Source organism: Sulfitobacter sp. 1A13679, assembly GCF_043557115.1.
Lineage (GTDB): Bacteria > Pseudomonadota > Alphaproteobacteria > Rhodobacterales > Rhodobacteraceae > Sulfitobacter > Sulfitobacter faviae.
The window spans coordinates 55,018-69,632 of record NZ_JBIFFO010000003.1 but is presented as its reverse complement, the minus strand read 5'-3'; the positions used below and the strand labels follow the sequence as shown (position 1 = coordinate 69,632).

Genomic DNA, 14,615 nt, shown 5'->3' with positions numbered 1-14,615 from the left:
TAAGAAATTCACCACAACAGGACACAGAAAATGGCAGAAAACGAAACCGCACAACCTAAGCAGCCGCAGATGCGCGTGATGGGCCAGTTCATCCGCGACATGTCGTTCGAGAACATCATGGCGCAAAAGGGTGCCCCGGCGGATGTACAGCCCGACGTGCAGGTTCAGGTCAACCTCGACGCCAAAAAGCGTTCGGGCGACAACCAGTATGAGACCGCGATCAAGCTGAACATCACCTCCAAGGCGAAAGACGGCGACGCGACGCTTTTCGTGCTGGAAATCGACTATGTCGGTATCTTCCAAGTCGAAAACGTGCCGGAAGAGCAGATGCACCCCTATCTGCTGATCGAATGCCCGCGCATGATCTTCCCCTTCCTGCGCCGCATCGTCAGCGACGTGACGCGTGACGGTGGCTTCCCGCCGCTGAACCTTGAGAACATCGACTTCCTATCGCTCTATCGCAACGAAGTGGCACGCCGTCAGGCCGAAAACCCGCCAAAAGCCGACGCCTAAGCGTCAGCTAAGCTGTTTCCACAGCGCGTCGTCGCCCAGTTTGCCGACAAATTCGGCATGGGCGGCGGCTTCGGCCTCTGTCAGACGCGAGGGCAGGGGCGTGGGCCGCGGTTTCGGGGTCCAGCGCGTCTCTGGCTCGCCCGTCTTGCGCTCCGGCGCCGAGGACAGCGCGAAATCCGGCTGCCGCCCCCCAATCAGTTCCAGATAGACTTCGGCCAAGATCTCACTGTCGAGCAGAGCGCCGTGCAGCGTCCGCGAGGTGTTGTCGATGCCGAAGCGGCGGCACAGAGCGTCGAGCGAAGCGGGTGAGCCCGGAAAGCGTTTGCGCGCGATCTCAAGCGTGTCGAGCGCCTGTTCCCACGGGATTTGCGGCAGGCCCATCCAGCGCAGTTCGGCGTTCAGGAATTTGATGTCGAAGGCGGCGTTGTGGATGATCAGCTTGGAATCGCCGATAAAGTCGAGAAACTGCCGCCCGATCTGCGCGAACTTGGGCTTGTCGCGCAAAAAGTCATCGCCCAGCCCGTGCACCTGAAAGGCTTCCTCGGGCATGGAGCGTTCGGGATTGATGTATTGGTGATAGGTCTCGCCCGTGGCCATATGGTTCATCAACTCGACCGCGCCGATCTCGACGATGCGGTCGCCGCTTTCGGGGTCAAAGCCGGTGGTTTCGGTATCGAGCACGATTTCACGCATGGCGCAGTCTTTCCCTGATGTCGCGGATCACCGCCCGCACCTGCGCGCGGGCATGGTCGAGCGTGTCGGTCACTATCACATAGTCCGAGCGGGCGCACTTCTCTTCGGCGGGCATTTGCTTGGCGCGGATGGCGTCGAATTGCGCCTCCGTCATCGTGCCACGCGCCAGTACGCGCTCGCGTTGCACCTCTGCCGGGATCGTCACGCAGGCCACGGCGTCCATCGCAGCCTCGCCGCCGGTTTCGAACAGCAGCGGGATGTCGAGCACGGCGATGTCGCTATCCGCCTGCGCCAGAAACGTCGCCCGGTCTTTGGCCACCAGCGGATGCACGATGGCCTCAATCCGGGGCAGGGCGGTCGGATCGGCGGCGATGATCTCTTTCAATGCGGCACGAGAGACGCCATCGCCCTCGATGGCCTCCGGGAAAGCCGTCTGCATCGGCGCCGCGGCAGCCCCGCCCGGGGCATAAAGCCGGTGCACCGCCGCGTCGGCGTCCCAAACGGCGCAGCCTTCCTCGGCAAACATCTTTGCCGTGGTCGATTTGCCCATGCCGATGGAGCCGGTGAGCCCGAGGTGAAACATCAGCGCAGCACCGCCGTTCGCGTGGCGCGGTCGACCTCGGGCCGCTGGCCGAACCAACGCTCGAACGCCGGGACCGCCTGATGCAACAACATGCCCAGCCCGTCGACCGTGACGCAGCCCATATCCTCAGCCGTTTCAAGCAGATGGGTGCGCAGCGGGGCATAGACGAGATCCGTCACCACCGTGCCGGAGCGCAGCCCATCCAGAGGCACCCGCAAGGCGCCTTTGCCGATCATGCCAAGCGATGTGGTGTTCACCAACAAACTGGCGTGATCGATCATATTGCCCGCTTGCACCCAATCGACGACTTTGACCCGGCCGCCGAAATCGCGCTGCAACTGCTCTGCCCGGACGCGGGTGCGGTTTGACAGGCAGATCTCAGGCACGCCAGCATCCAAAAGCGACGAGACAACCGCCCGCGCGGCGCCCCCCGCGCCCAAGACCGCCGCCGGTCCGGCCTTCGGATCCCAATCCGGCGCACCGGCCTTGAGGTTTTCGATGAAGCCGTAGCCATCCGTATTATCCGCATGAATCTTGCCATCGGCGCGAAAGATCAACGTATTGGCCGCGCCGATCAGAGTGGCACGGTCGGTGATAAGATCCGCGATCTCCATCACCGCTTCTTTATGGGGGATCGTCAGGTTCACCCCGACAAAACCCATCTTGGGCAACGTTCTCAGCACCTCTTCCAGATCGTCGGGCGCGACATCAAGCGGCACGTAATGACCGGCGATGCCATAGGTCTCCAGCCAATGGCGATGCAACTGCGGGGATTTGGAATGCGCGATGGGCGATCCGATCACACCGGCGAGGGGGATTTTGGGCAGGCTCATGTCGTGAGGTCTCCGCGCAGCGTCAGGTAATTCAGCAGTTCAAGAAATGGCATACCGAGGACGTGAAAGTAATCCCCCTCAATCTGGGTGAAGAGCCGCACGCCTTCCTCTTCGAGCTTGTAGCAGCCCACCGCGTGGCGAATGCTCTCCCAGTTTCGCGCGACGTAGTCTTCTATATAGGCGTCGCTGGCCTCACGCATGCGCAGCCGCACCTGACCGACGTGCCGCCAGAGCGGTTCACCGTCTTCATAAAGCACGGCGGCAGAGAGCAACGAATGCCGATCCCCGCGCAGCCGGTGAAGCTGCGCAATCGCCTCGTCCCGATCATGCGGCTTGTGCAGCATCTCTCCGCGATGTTGCAAAACCTGATCGCAGCCAAGAACCAGCGCGCCGGGGTGCCGCTCGCTCACTTTGCGGGCTTTCATCTCAGCCAAGGTATCGGCGAGGTCGCGCGGCTTGGCCTCTTCGGCCCGCAGCGCGGCGGTTATCATCTCTTCGTCAATCTTGGCTGGGATCACTTCATGCGGGATCGCGGCCTGCGCCAAAAGCTGCGCCCGGATCTCCGAGCCGGAGGCGAGGATGATTTTCTGCGGCATGTGGATAACCCTGTGATGATCTGGCGCAAATCTTGAGGATTTGTTCTGCGAGATAAAAGTTGACAGCACAAGCCCGCAGATCTCGCCCCGAGTCGCGGTTTTTGTCGCCGATTCCCACCCCGATGAATAGGGATAAGCCGCTTGTGCGTATAACCACGAGACTTCACCGGTTATCCCCGCTTTGATACATTTTGTCCCCCGGAAAATACGCGAGCAAGATCTTGAGAAAGTTCGACATTCTCGAATCGGGGCCGGCTTATCCACAGGGGGCCGCGAAGTTTGTTCACCTGTTGATAAGCGGCGGTATAAATCATTAATCCACAGGATTCAGGCGCCCTACAATCAACTACATCTTTTCTCTTTTCTTATTTATTAAGAAAGAAGCACGCACACCGGAGCCTTCCCCATGTTCGATCTTCTCAGCCTCGCTTATCCATGGATCAAAGCGCTCCATATCGTGTCGGTCATCAGTTGGATGGCGGCGCTCTTCTACATGCCGCGCCTCTTCGTGCATCATGTCGAACAGGCGGGCTCCGCCGGGCGGATGCACGAGACTTTCGCGATGATGGAATTCAAGCTCGCTCAGTTCATCATGCGGCCCGCGATGATGGCGACATGGGTTTTCGGCCTCGCCCTCGTTCTGACGCCCGGAATCGTGGATTGGACGATGATCTGGCCATGGACCAAGGGGGCCAGTGTCATCGCCATGACGGTTTTCCATGTTTGGCTGAAAAAACAGGTCAAATCCGTCGAAAGCGGCTGCAGTACCGTCACGGGCCGTCAGTTCCGGCTTTTAAACGAAGTGCCGACGCTGCTGATGATCGTGATCGTCTTCTCGGTGGTCGTGAAATTCTGAGGCAATTGACTCAAGCCGCGCTGCCGCCTATATCTGCGCCACTGTCCCGTCCGGGGCGGTTTCTGCTTGCCACATTCAAATGATCGACCAGCCCGCATTCTGCTGCGGCTGAACAGGATGCTCCATGACAACCGAAACGCTGAACCTCGCTGATCTCAAGGCGCAGACGCCGAAAAACCTGCTCGCTATGGCCGAAGAGCTGGAGATCGAGAACGCCTCGACCATGCGTAAAGGCGAGATGATGTTCCAGATTCTCCGCGAACGCGCGGATGACGGTTGGGAGATCTCGGGCGACGGCGTGTTGGAAGTGCTGCAGGACGGATTCGGCTTCCTGCGTTCGCCGGAGGCGAACTACCTGCCGGGCCCCGATGACATCTACGTCTCGCCCGACATGATCCGCAAATGGTCGCTGCGCACCGGGGACACTATCGAGGGGCTGATCAAGGCGCCCGATGACACCGAACGCTATTTCGCGCTGACCGAGGTCACCAAGATCAACTTCGAGGCGCCCGAGAAGGCGCGCCACAAGGTTGCCTTCGAGAACCTCACGCCGCTTTACCCCGACGAGCGTCTGACGATGGAGGTTGATGACCCTACGATCAAGGACCGCTCCGCGCGGATCATCGATCTGGTCTCACCCATCGGTAAGGGCCAGCGCTCGCTGATCGTGGCCCCGCCGCGCACCGGTAAGACCGTGCTGCTGCAGAACATCGCCAACAGCATCGAAAAGAACCACCCGGAGTGCTACCTGATCGTCCTGCTGATCGACGAACGGCCCGAGGAAGTCACCGACATGCAGCGGTCAGTGAAGGGGGAGGTCGTCTCCTCCACCTTCGACGAGCCCGCCACGCGCCACGTCGCCGTTTCCGAGATGGTTATCGAAAAGGCCAAGCGCCTCGTCGAGCACAAGCGCGACGTTGTCATCCTGCTCGATTCGATCACCCGTCTGGGCCGCGCCTTCAACACCGTGGTGCCGTCCTCTGGCAAGGTCCTGACCGGTGGTGTCGACGCTAATGCCCTGCAACGGCCGAAGCGTTTCTTCGGGGCCGCGCGGAACATCGAAGAGGGCGGCTCGCTCACCATTATCGCCACCGCGCTGATCGACACCGGCAGCCGCATGGACGAAGTGATCTTTGAAGAGTTCAAAGGCACCGGCAACTCCGAGATCGTGCTGGACCGCAAGATCGCCGACAAACGCGTCTTCCCGGCGATCGACATCCTCAAGTCCGGCACCCGGAAAGAGGACCTTCTGGTCGACAAAGTGGACCTGCAGAAAACCTTCGTGCTGCGCCGCATCCTCAACCCGATGGGCACCACCGATGCCATCGAATTCCTGCTCGGCAAGCTAAAGCAAACTAAGTCGAATTCTGACTTCTTCGACTCCATGAACACCTGAGTTATTTCGTAATAACAATAGGTTAGTGAAATATGGACACGATATTCGCCCAAGCGTCAGCGCCGGGCCGTGCCGGGGTTGCGGTGATCCGCATTTCCGGCCCACAGTCCTTCGCGATCGCGCAGGAGATTTCCGGCAAACGTCCTGAAGGACGCGAAAGCGTGTTGCGAAACCTCCGCGGCACGGGCGGAGAGGTTATCGACCAAGCTTTGGTCCTGAGCTTCCCCGGGCCAAACTCCTTCACTGGCGAGGATGTGGTCGAGCTTCAATTGCATGGTTCTATCGCCGTGGTTCGGGCGATGCTTTCCCTGCTCTCGACCTTCCCCGAAACTCGGATGGCCGAAGCGGGGGAGTTCACTCGCCGTGCGCTAGAGAATGAAAAGCTGGATCTCGCGCAGGTTGAAGGGCTGGCAGATCTCATCGAAGCCGAAACAGAAGCACAGCGAAAGCAAGCGATTCGCGTTTTATCGGGCCACCTCGGCGCACGGGTCGAAGATTGGCGGAAAGATTTGATACGCGCCGCTGCGCTTCTGGAGGCCACGATCGACTTCGCGGATGAAGAGGTACCCGTCGATGTCACCCCCGAGGTGGAGGCGCTGCTCTCGAAGGTCGGTAAGGAATTGCAAGCCGAAGCGGAAGGCACCTATGTCGCCGAACGGGTTCGAAACGGCTTCGAAGTCGCGATCATCGGCGCGCCAAATGCAGGCAAGTCGACGCTCTTGAATGCGCTAGCGGGACGCGACGCAGCGATCACCTCTGAAATCGCGGGCACCACCCGCGACGTAATCGAAGTTCGAATGGACCTCGGCGGGCTGCCGGTCACCCTTTTGGATACGGCGGGTCTGCGTGAGAGCGAAGATAAAGTTGAAGCCATCGGGATCGAGCGCGCAATCGAACGCGCCGGGGCGGCGGATCTGCGGGTGTTCCTCGCGGCGCCGGGTGAGGCCTTGGCCCTTACACCGGAGGAAGAGGATATTGTTCTCCAGCCGAAAGCAGATCTCGTTGGTATGGAGGCGAACGGTATCTCAGGCAAGACCGGGCAGGGCGTGTCAGAGCTGATCGACCGCATTCAATCTACGCTCTCGGAACGCAGCTCAAGCATCGGACTTGCGACCCATGAGCGGCATCGCGTCGCTTTGCAGCAAGCCGTCTCGTGTTTGGCTGAAGTAGATGTTATCCTGACTCGCGGACCTGATTTCTATGATTTGGCCGCTGCGGAGCTTCGGTTCGCCATTCGCGCGCTGGAAACCCTAGTGGGCCGCATAGACGTCGAGAACCTGCTGGATGAGATCTTCACCAGCTTTTGCGTTGGTAAATGATGGAGTGTTTCACGTGAAACATTTTGATGTGATCGTGATCGGTGGCGGCCACGCGGGCGCGGAAGCAGCGCACGCTTCGGCACGGCTAGGCGCACAAACAGCACTCGTCACGATGAGCCGCGATGGGATCGGCGTCATGTCCTGCAATCCGGCCATCGGCGGACTGGGGAAGGGCCATCTGGTACGAGAGATTGACGCGATGGACGGCGTCATGGGCCACGTTGCCGATAAGGCCGGCATTCAATTCCGTCTGCTAAACCGCCGGAAAGGCCCCGCGGTTCAGGGCCCCCGTGCGCAGGCTGATCGGAAAATCTACCGGACAGAGATGCTCCGCGAAATCAACGCACAAGCGAACCTCAACATCATTGAAGGAGAGGTTACCGACTTCGTGATGGACGGCGAAGTCGTTACCGGGGTAGTCTTGGCAGACGGAACGACCATAAAATCGGCGTCAGTGGTTCTTACGACGGGGACCTTCCTCCGTGGTGTCATTCATATCGGCGACGTATCGCACGAAGGCGGCCGCATGGGCGATAAAGCGTCGGTTAAACTGGCCGAACGGATCGATTCCTTTAATCTCCCGATGGGCCGACTAAAGACGGGGACACCACCCCGGCTGGATGGCCGCACGATCAATTGGGATATATTGGAAGCGCAGCCCGGGGACGATGACCCCGTCCTGTTTTCCTTTCTCTCCGATAAGGTTTCAGCCCCTCAGGTCGCCTGCGGTATCACGCATACGAACGAGAAAACTCATAAGATCATCAGAGAGAATCTCGATAGGTCCGCAATGTATGGCGGGCATATCGATGGCGTAGGCCCGCGCTATTGCCCTTCGATCGAAGATAAGGTCGTCCGTTTTGCCGATAAAGAGTCGCATCAGGTTTTCCTAGAGCCCGAGGGCGCGGATGATCATACCGTCTATCCAAACGGCATTTCGACCTCCCTCCCGGCAGATGTTCAGGAAGCCTATGTCCGGAGCATGGTTGGCCTTGAGAACGTAACTATTCTGCAACCCGGTTACGCGATCGAATACGACTACGTCGATCCGCGCGCTCTCTCATCGACGCTTTCGGTCCGTACCGTACCCGGCCTCTATTTCGCCGGACAGATCAATGGTACGACGGGCTATGAGGAAGCAGCCGCGCAGGGACTGGTAGCAGGCTTGAATGCCGCTCTTAGCGCCCAGGGCCGGGATGCGATGACATTTACCCGTTCCGAAAGCTATATTGGGGTTATGGTCGATGATCTGACGACCCGGGGCGTTACGGAACCCTACCGGATGTTCACATCGCGGGCCGAGTTCCGCCTGTCGCTACGGGCGGACAATGCGGATCAGCGACTAACTCCTTTGGCGATTCAATTAGGCTGTATTTCTGACGCGCGCCGAGATAGCTTCGAGAAGAAAGTTTCCTCCCTAGAGGAGACAAAAGCGAAGCTGGAAGGTACGGAGTACACGCCGAAAGAGCTTGCGAGCGCCGGTATCAAAGTCAACCAAGATGGTTCAAAGCGTAGCGGCTATCAGGTTCTCGCGTTTCCCGATGTAGAGTTTGAAGATTTGCTGCCGCTTGATCGCAGCCTGGAAGAAACTCCATTCGAGATACGTCGACAGATTGAACGGGACGCGCTCTACGCAACCTACATCGCTCGACAACAGAAAGAGATCGATGTGCTTAAGAAAGACGAGAACGTTCGTATACCGTCTGATTTTTCCTTCGATGATCTTGCAGGCCTTTCTAACGAGCTGAAGTCGAAGGTATCTTCCGCGCGTCCGGAAACAATGGCACAGGCGGCTCGCATTGATGGAATGACACCAGCCGCGCTGACTTTGATACTTGCTCGTGTGAAGCGCGGGGCCGGAAAGAAGTCAGCATGAGCACCGAAAATGACCTCGATGTTTCACGTGAAACATTGGAAAAGCTGAAAGCCTTTGCCGAACTCGTGAGGAAATGGAATCCGAAGATTAACTTGGTTTCTAAGAGCAGCTTGGACGACCTGTGGTCTCGCCATATTCTGGATTCCGTCCAAATCTTTGAGCTTGCTACGGGCCGAGGGAAATGGATAGACCTCGGTAGCGGCGGAGGTTTCCCGGGCATTGTTATTTCGATCCTCAATCAAGAAGAACGCAATTTCGATGTAGTCATGGTTGAAAGTGATCAAAGGAAATCAGCTTTCCTGCGGACGGCCATTCGAGAACTTGATCTTTCGGCAAAGGTGAAAACTGAGAGAATTGAAGAACTCGAATGTCTCGAAGCAGACGTGCTATCTGCCCGCGCTTTAGCCGATCTGACGAAGTTGTTAGGGTTCGCCGAGTTGCATCTTAAACGCGGAGGCATTGCACTTTTCCCTAAAGGTCAAAGCTGGCAGCGCGAAGACCTAGAGGCGCGGCAGGATTGGACTTACGACCTAGAGACGGTAACCAGCAAGACCAATTCGGACGCTGCCACTCTAAAGATTAAGGAAATCGCCCGTGTCTGACCTTTCTCGTCCAAATGGACCGAAAATCATTGCCATTGCAAACCAGAAGGGCGGCGTTGGAAAAACGACGACGACGATCAATCTTGCCGCTGCGCTTGCGGAGTCTGGAAAGCGTATTCTGGTGGTTGATCTGGATCCGCAGGGCAACGCCTCTACGGGGCTCGGGATCGAAGTCGAAGATCGCGAGTTTACGACATATGATCTTTTGCTGGACGATAGCCTTCCGCAGGATGTTATCCAGCGGACAGAAACGGAAGGGTTGCTCATCGTTCCAGCGACGGTTGACCTCAGTTCCGCGGATATCGAACTCTTTTCGAATGAGAAAAGAAGTTTCCTTTTGCACGACGCACTCAGGCAAACCCAGATGGATCAGTTTAAGTTTGATTACATCTTGATTGATTGCCCGCCTTCGCTCAACCTATTGACCGTAAATGCGATGATCGCGGCGCATTCGGTTTTGGTGCCTTTGCAGAGCGAATTTTTCGCACTGGAAGGGCTTTCCCAGCTTATGCTGACGATAAGAGAGGTCCGGCAAAGCGGAAATAAAGACCTGCGGATTGAGGGCGTTCTACTGACCATGTATGATCGCCGCAATAATCTGTCGCAGCAGGTTGAGAATGACGCACGGGCGAACCTTGGTGAACTGGTGTTCCAAACCGTAATTCCGCGTAATGTTCGGGTCAGCGAAGCGCCGAGCTTTGCCATGCCCGTTTTGAGTTATGATCCCACATCGAAAGGGGCCCAAGCCTACCGCGATTTGGCGGCGGAGCTAACAAGAAACAATGGTTAATAAGGTGGCAGTATGGCAGACAAACAAGAGCGGAAACGGGGCCTTGGCCGGGGGCTTTCGGCACTGATGGCGGATGTAGCGAAGACCGAGAGCGTGGCCGCCAAGGGGGCCGCGGCGGCGGAGCAGTTCGTTCCGATCGAGCGGATCAAACCGAACCCGGATCAGCCTCGTAAGCGGTTTGAGCAAGAGCATCTTGATGATCTCGCGGCCTCAATCAAAGAAAAGGGGGTCATTCAGCCTCTGATCGTCCGCGCTTTGGCCGATGGCAATTTCGAGATCGTCGCGGGTGAACGGCGTTGGCGGGCATCGCAGATCGCGAAGGTCCATAGCCTTCCGGTGATCGTGCGCGAGTTCACCGATGTCGAAGTCCTGGAAGTCGCGATCATCGAGAACATCCAGCGGGCAGATCTGAATTCGGTCGAAGAAGCGGCGGGTTATCGTCAGTTGATGGATAAGTTCGGCCATACTCAGGAGAAGATGGCCGAAGCCCTTGGGAAAAGCCGAAGCCATATTGCCAATCTATTGCGTCTGCTGAACCTGCCAGATCCGGTGCAAGAGATGGTGCGCCAGAATGAACTAAGCGCGGGCCATGCGCGGGCGCTAATTCCGGCGAAGGATCCGCTGAAGCTGGCGCAGCAGGTCATCAAAGGCGGCCTTTCCGTGCGCGCGACCGAGGCTTTGGTCAAGAAAGATCAAGCTGGCGAGCGCGGCAATATGGTAAATAAAGAGCGTCTCTCGCAGCGGCCAGAGAAGGATGCCGATACTCAGGCGCTTGAAGGCGACCTGTCAGCCAACCTAGGTATGAAGGTTAGTTTGGACCATAAACCGGGTCAGGAAGCGGGTAAGGTGACGTTGCACTATACCACGCTTGACCAGTTGGATGAGATCTGCCGCCTGTTGGGCAGCTCTTAAGGCAGAAGCGTTTCGATCACGGCGTTTAGGACGATAACGCCTTGATCTGAAACGATTAACCTTTCTTTCTCGCGTGTTGCCATGCCGATGTCTTGCAGGTGATTGACGGCCTTTTCGTCGATCTCATGCCCGGCAATATCGGCGTAACGGCTAAGGTCGACGCCTTCTTTTAGGCGCAGGCCCATCAGGAGAAACTCGGTCGCCTGTTCGCTTCGGCTCAGGGCAGTCCGGGGTTTCTCCGTTTCGCCTTTTGCGACACCGTCGAGCCACCGCTGTGGATTGCTATAAGCAACTGTCGCGAATTTCTGCCCGTCCAGCGTCAGCCGCCCATGGGCGCCGGGGCCGATGCCGATATAGTCCCCATAGCGCCAATAGATCAGGTTGTGACGCGATTGGGCGCCATCCCGGGCGTGGTTTGACACCTCGTAAGCAGGCATGCCCATGTCATTGCAGATGTCTTGGGTCAGGGTGAACATATCCGCGCCGAGATCTTCGTCAGGCAGGCCGCGAAGTTTTCCGCGGGCGTAACGGTCGCCAAAGGCGGTGCCTTGTTCGATCGTGAGCTGATAGAGCGATATATGGTCTATCGCGAGGGATAGAGCCTGTTTTAACTCGGCTTCCCATTCCGTGGCGGATTGGTCTTGCCGCCCATAGATTAGATCGAAGCTCACGCGGTCAAAGGTACTGCGGGCAATGTCGAAGGCGGTCATCGCTTCTTTTGCCGTATGCAGACGACCCAAACGTTTGAGATCCGGATCGTTCAGCGCCTGAATGCCCATCGACACGCGGGACACTCCGGCTTGTCTGTAGGCGGCAAAGCGGCCCGCTTCGACTGAGCCGGGGTTGGCTTCGAGGGTGATTTCCAGATCGTTTGCCGTGGGCCAGTGGCCCCGGATGGCGCTGATGATGTCTGCGACGACATCGGGGTCCATTAGACTTGGCGTGCCGCCGCCGAAAAAGACGGCATTGAGCACGCGCCCCGGTGTCTCATCCGCAGCGCGCTGAAGCTCGGCGAGATAGGCATCCCGCCAAGCTGCTTGGTCGATCTGGCGGCTAACGTGGCTGTTAAAGTCGCAATAGGGACATTTCGCCTCGCAAAATGGCCAATGGATATAGAGGCCGAAGCCGCCCTGTTCCCAATCTTCAGCCAAAACAGCCTGCAATCAGTTTCGCAAAGGCATCGGCGCGGTGGCTGATGCTGTTTTTCTGCTCGGCGTCCATTTCGGCAAAGGTGGCCTCGTGGCCGTCAGGTTGGAACATCGGGTCATAGCCGTGACCCTGTTCGCCGCGCATCGGCCAAACCAGTGTGCCGTTCACCTTGCCCGCGAAAACCTCGTCATGGCCGTCGGGCCATGCCAAGACTAGGGTCGCGCAGAAACGGGCGCGGCGGGGGTGAGGGGCGTTCTTTTCTTCTAGCAGATTGCGCGTCTTGGTCATGGCCATGACGAAGTCGCGGCCATTCTCTGTTTCGGCCCAATCGGCGGTATAGACGCCTGGCGCATTGTCGAGCGCTTCGACTTCGATGCCGGAATCGTCGGCCAATGCGGGCAAGCCGGTCGCCTTGGCGGCGGCATGCGCTTTGATCCGGGCGTTGCCGGCGAAGGTCGTCTCGGTCTCTTCCGGCTCGGGCAGGTTCATCTCTGCCGCGCCCACCACCTCGACCCCGTGGGGGGCGAAGAGCTGGCGCATTTCAGCCAGTTTGCCGGCGTTATGGGTGGCGATCAGAATGCGATTTTCGGTGAACTTGCGGGTCATGCGGTAACCGATTTTTGGATGGTGGCCAGTTCGCCGACGCCCTTCTCGGCCAGGTCCATTAGCTGGTTCATCTGGTCGCGGGTATAGGTCGAGCCTTCGGCGCTCATCTGCACTTCGATCAGCTTGCCGGATCCGGTCATGATGAAGTTGCCATCGACGCCCGCCTCGGAATCCTCGGGGTAGTCGAGATCGAGCACCGGCTGGCCTGCGTAGATGCCGCAGCTTACCGCCGCGACCGGATCGACCAGCGGGTCAGAAACGACATCGCCCGCTTTCATCAGCTTGTTCACGGCGAGACGCAGCGCGATCCAGCCGCCGGTGATGGACGCGCAGCGGGTGCCGCCATCGGCTTGCAGCACGTCACAATCGACGGTGATCTGACGCTCGCCCAAGGCTGAGCGGTCGACCCCGGCCCGTAGGGCACGACCGATTAGGCGCTGGATCTCGACCGTGCGACCCCCTTGTTTGCCGGAGGCGGCTTCGCGGCGCATCCGCGTGTTAGTGGCGCGGGGCAGCATGCCATATTCCGCAGTGACCCACCCCAGACCTGAGCCTTTGATGAAGGGCGGCACGCGGTCTTCGATCGTTGCGGTGCAGAGCACATGGGTATCGCCCATCTTGATCAGGGCCGACCCTTCGGCATGTTTGGTGAAACCTGTCTCGATCGAGACGGCGCGCATTTCATCGAGTTTCCGGCCAGAGGGACGCATGACATATCCTTTTTGATGTTGCCCGGGGATACCGCCCCACAAGGCTTTGATGCAACCCCGATTGACGTTTGCCCGGCTTGTACCTTTATTAGACAAGAGAGCGAGCACCGATGAAAAACACGCCTGAATTGCTGAAAGACATGAATGACCGATCCCGCGAAGTGTTTCGCCGGGTGGTCGAGGGCTATCTGGAAAGTGGCGATCCGGTTGGGTCGCGCACCTTGACGCGGGACTTCAGCGAAAAGGTCTCGGCGGCGACAATCCGCAATGTAATGCAGGATCTCGAATATATGGGCCTGTTGGATAGCCCTCATGTTTCAGCCGGGCGCATTCCGACACAGCTAGGGCTCCGGATGTTCGTCGATGGGATGATCGAGATCGGCGATCCGACAGAGCTTGACCGGGAGAAGATCGACGCGACACTGGGGAATAATTCCTCTGATGTCGGCGGGCTGTTGGACCGGATCGGATCGGCCCTGTCGGGCGTCACGCATGGTGCGTCGCTCGTGTTGACGCCGAAGCATGAAGCGCCGATCAAACATATCGAATTCGTTTCTCTCTCGCCTGATAGAGCCTTGGTGGTGCTTGTTTTCTCCGACGGCCATGTGGAGAACCGGCTATTCACGCCGCCACCCGGGCAGACACCCAGTTCGATGCGCGAGGCGGCGAATTTCCTGAATGCTTTCGTCGAAGGCAAAACCCTCAGCGAGTTGCAGCGCAGCATCAAGCAGGAGATCTCTAAGCGCCGTCAGGAGATCGACGTGCTGGCACAGCAGCTTGTCGAGAGCGGTGCGGTGCTGTGGGACGCGGAAGGGGAGCATTCCGAGCGTTTGATCGTGCGCGGTCGGTCGAATCTGCTGGGCGGAGAGGCGGAGGCCGAAGACCTTGACCGTATCCGCAGTCTTTTCGATGATCTTGAGCGCAAGCGGGACATCGCCGAATTCCTCGAACTGGCCGAAGATGGGGACGGTGTGCGAATTTTTATCGGCTCGGAAAACAAACTTTTCTCACTTTCGGGTTCCTCTCTGGTCGTTTCCCCTTATATGAACGCTGATCGTAAGGTGATCGGCGCCGTGGGTGTCATTGGCCCGACACGCTTAAATTATGGACGTATCGTGCCGATTGTGAACTACACGGCACAACTGGTGGGAAAGCTGATTTCCGACCGGAACTAGAGGTGG

General features: G+C 58.4%; 16 protein-coding genes. 9 read left to right on the top strand and 7 right to left on the bottom strand.

Annotation, left to right across the window (positions count from 1 at the left end; genetic code table 11):
• Positions 1-30: 30 nt before the first annotated feature.
• A complete protein-coding gene (gene secB / locus ACGYLA_RS03505) occupies positions 31-513 on the top strand; it encodes a protein-export chaperone SecB (protein WP_394430355.1) in 483 nt (160 codons plus the stop codon).
• 3 nt (positions 514-516) lie between these two features.
• On the opposite strand, the gene dnaQ is transcribed toward secB, so the two are convergent.
• Genes dnaQ through ACGYLA_RS03485 form a run of 4 tightly spaced genes read right to left on the bottom strand, consistent with a single transcriptional unit; the run spans position 517 to position 3,218 of the window.
• Positions 517-1,206, bottom strand: a complete 690-nt coding sequence (gene dnaQ, locus ACGYLA_RS03500; RefSeq protein ID WP_394430353.1) for a DNA polymerase III subunit epsilon — start codon at positions 1,204-1,206, stop codon at positions 517-519.
• Positions 1,199-1,792: a dephospho-CoA kinase gene (gene coaE / locus ACGYLA_RS03495; RefSeq protein WP_394430563.1), complete on the bottom strand. Its 594-nt coding sequence runs from the start codon at positions 1,790-1,792 to the stop codon at positions 1,199-1,201. Before coaE ends, dnaQ begins: the two co-directional genes overlap by 8 nt.
• On the bottom strand, positions 1,789-2,622 hold the full coding sequence (locus ACGYLA_RS03490) for a shikimate dehydrogenase (RefSeq protein ID WP_394430351.1): 834 nt from the start codon (positions 2,620-2,622) through the stop codon (positions 1,789-1,791). Before ACGYLA_RS03490 ends, coaE begins: the two co-directional genes overlap by 4 nt.
• Positions 2,619-3,218, bottom strand: coding sequence for a Maf family protein (locus tag ACGYLA_RS03485; RefSeq protein ID WP_394430349.1), 600 nt, complete (start codon positions 3,216-3,218; stop codon positions 2,619-2,621). Before ACGYLA_RS03485 ends, ACGYLA_RS03490 begins: the two co-directional genes overlap by 4 nt.
• Before the next feature lie 406 nt (positions 3,219-3,624).
• Between ACGYLA_RS03485 and ACGYLA_RS03480 the strand changes: the two genes are divergently transcribed.
• From ACGYLA_RS03480 to ACGYLA_RS03450, 7 genes are all read left to right on the top strand, one after another.
• The gene (locus tag ACGYLA_RS03480; protein ID WP_394430347.1) at positions 3,625-4,074 is read left to right on the top strand and encodes a CopD family protein; all 450 of its coding nucleotides are present in this window, start codon (positions 3,625-3,627) and stop codon (positions 4,072-4,074) included.
• A 124-nt stretch (positions 4,075-4,198) separates the two neighbouring features.
• Positions 4,199-5,470: a transcription termination factor Rho gene (rho, locus tag ACGYLA_RS03475; RefSeq protein WP_067267859.1), complete on the top strand. Its 1,272-nt coding sequence runs from the start codon at positions 4,199-4,201 to the stop codon at positions 5,468-5,470.
• A 32-nt stretch (positions 5,471-5,502) separates the two neighbouring features.
• The gene (gene mnmE / locus ACGYLA_RS03470; protein ID WP_394430345.1) at positions 5,503-6,789 is read left to right on the top strand and encodes a tRNA uridine-5-carboxymethylaminomethyl(34) synthesis GTPase MnmE; all 1,287 of its coding nucleotides are present in this window, start codon (positions 5,503-5,505) and stop codon (positions 6,787-6,789) included.
• Complete coding sequence (gene mnmG / locus ACGYLA_RS03465; RefSeq protein WP_394430343.1) at positions 6,755-8,665, top strand: tRNA uridine-5-carboxymethylaminomethyl(34) synthesis enzyme MnmG; 1,911 nt, start codon at positions 6,755-6,757, stop codon at positions 8,663-8,665. Before mnmE ends, mnmG begins: the two co-directional genes overlap by 35 nt.
• Positions 8,662-9,267, top strand: coding sequence for a 16S rRNA (guanine(527)-N(7))-methyltransferase RsmG (rsmG, locus tag ACGYLA_RS03460; protein WP_394430341.1), 606 nt, complete (start codon positions 8,662-8,664; stop codon positions 9,265-9,267). Before mnmG ends, rsmG begins: the two co-directional genes overlap by 4 nt.
• The gene (locus ACGYLA_RS03455; RefSeq protein ID WP_394430339.1) at positions 9,260-10,057 is read left to right on the top strand and encodes a ParA family protein; all 798 of its coding nucleotides are present in this window, start codon (positions 9,260-9,262) and stop codon (positions 10,055-10,057) included. Before rsmG ends, ACGYLA_RS03455 begins: the two co-directional genes overlap by 8 nt.
• A 12-nt stretch (positions 10,058-10,069) precedes the next feature.
• Positions 10,070-10,969 (top strand): ParB/RepB/Spo0J family partition protein, encoded by a 900-nt coding sequence (locus ACGYLA_RS03450; RefSeq protein WP_394430337.1) that lies wholly within the window; start codon positions 10,070-10,072, stop codon positions 10,967-10,969.
• On the opposite strand, the gene hemW is transcribed toward ACGYLA_RS03450, so the two are convergent.
• From hemW to rph, 3 genes are read right to left on the bottom strand one after another with little or no spacing between them, the layout of a single operon-like run.
• Positions 10,966-12,120: a radical SAM family heme chaperone HemW gene (gene hemW, locus ACGYLA_RS03445; protein WP_394430335.1), complete on the bottom strand. Its 1,155-nt coding sequence runs from the start codon at positions 12,118-12,120 to the stop codon at positions 10,966-10,968. The two genes, ACGYLA_RS03450 and hemW, sit on opposite strands and share 4 nt — an antisense overlap.
• Positions 12,113-12,724: an RdgB/HAM1 family non-canonical purine NTP pyrophosphatase gene (gene rdgB / locus ACGYLA_RS03440; protein ID WP_394430333.1), complete on the bottom strand. Its 612-nt coding sequence runs from the start codon at positions 12,722-12,724 to the stop codon at positions 12,113-12,115. Before rdgB ends, hemW begins: the two co-directional genes overlap by 8 nt.
• Positions 12,721-13,434, bottom strand: a complete 714-nt coding sequence (rph, locus tag ACGYLA_RS03435) for a ribonuclease PH (RefSeq protein ID WP_271688630.1) — start codon at positions 13,432-13,434, stop codon at positions 12,721-12,723. The genes rdgB and rph overlap by 4 nt, the downstream gene beginning before the upstream one ends.
• 110 nt (positions 13,435-13,544) lie before the next feature.
• Here rph and hrcA point away from each other — a divergent pair, with 110 nt between their 5' ends.
• Positions 13,545-14,609 (top strand): heat-inducible transcriptional repressor HrcA, encoded by a 1,065-nt coding sequence (gene hrcA, locus ACGYLA_RS03430; RefSeq protein ID WP_394430331.1) that lies wholly within the window; start codon positions 13,545-13,547, stop codon positions 14,607-14,609.
• Positions 14,610-14,615: the final 6 nt, after the last annotated feature.

Bases quoted from the DNA above. Each gene is read 5' to 3' on its own strand.
- ACGYLA_RS03490 (WP_394430351.1), bottom strand. From the start codon at position 2,622: ATGAGCCTGCCCAAAATCCCCCTCGCCGGTGTGATCGGATCGCCCATC.
- dnaQ (WP_394430353.1), bottom strand. From the start codon at position 1,206: ATGCGTGAAATCGTGCTCGATACCGAAACCACCGGCTTTGACCCCGAA.
- rho (WP_067267859.1), top strand. From the start codon at position 4,199: ATGACAACCGAAACGCTGAACCTCGCTGATCTCAAGGCGCAGACGCCG.
- secB (WP_394430355.1), top strand. From the start codon at position 31: ATGGCAGAAAACGAAACCGCACAACCTAAGCAGCCGCAGATGCGCGTG.
- hrcA (WP_394430331.1), top strand. From the start codon at position 13,545: ATGAAAAACACGCCTGAATTGCTGAAAGACATGAATGACCGATCCCGC.
- ACGYLA_RS03480 (WP_394430347.1), top strand. From the start codon at position 3,625: ATGTTCGATCTTCTCAGCCTCGCTTATCCATGGATCAAAGCGCTCCAT.
- rph (WP_271688630.1), bottom strand. From the start codon at position 13,434: ATGCGTCCCTCTGGCCGGAAACTCGATGAAATGCGCGCCGTCTCGATC.
- rdgB (WP_394430333.1), bottom strand. From the start codon at position 12,724: ATGACCCGCAAGTTCACCGAAAATCGCATTCTGATCGCCACCCATAAC.
- ACGYLA_RS03485 (WP_394430349.1), bottom strand. From the start codon at position 3,218: ATGCCGCAGAAAATCATCCTCGCCTCCGGCTCGGAGATCCGGGCGCAG.
- mnmG (WP_394430343.1), top strand. From the start codon at position 6,755: ATGAGATCTTCACCAGCTTTTGCGTTGGTAAATGATGGAGTGTTTCAC.
- mnmE (WP_394430345.1), top strand. From the start codon at position 5,503: ATGGACACGATATTCGCCCAAGCGTCAGCGCCGGGCCGTGCCGGGGTT.
- ACGYLA_RS03450 (WP_394430337.1), top strand. From the start codon at position 10,070: ATGGCAGACAAACAAGAGCGGAAACGGGGCCTTGGCCGGGGGCTTTCG.
- rsmG (WP_394430341.1), top strand. From the start codon at position 8,662: ATGAGCACCGAAAATGACCTCGATGTTTCACGTGAAACATTGGAAAAG.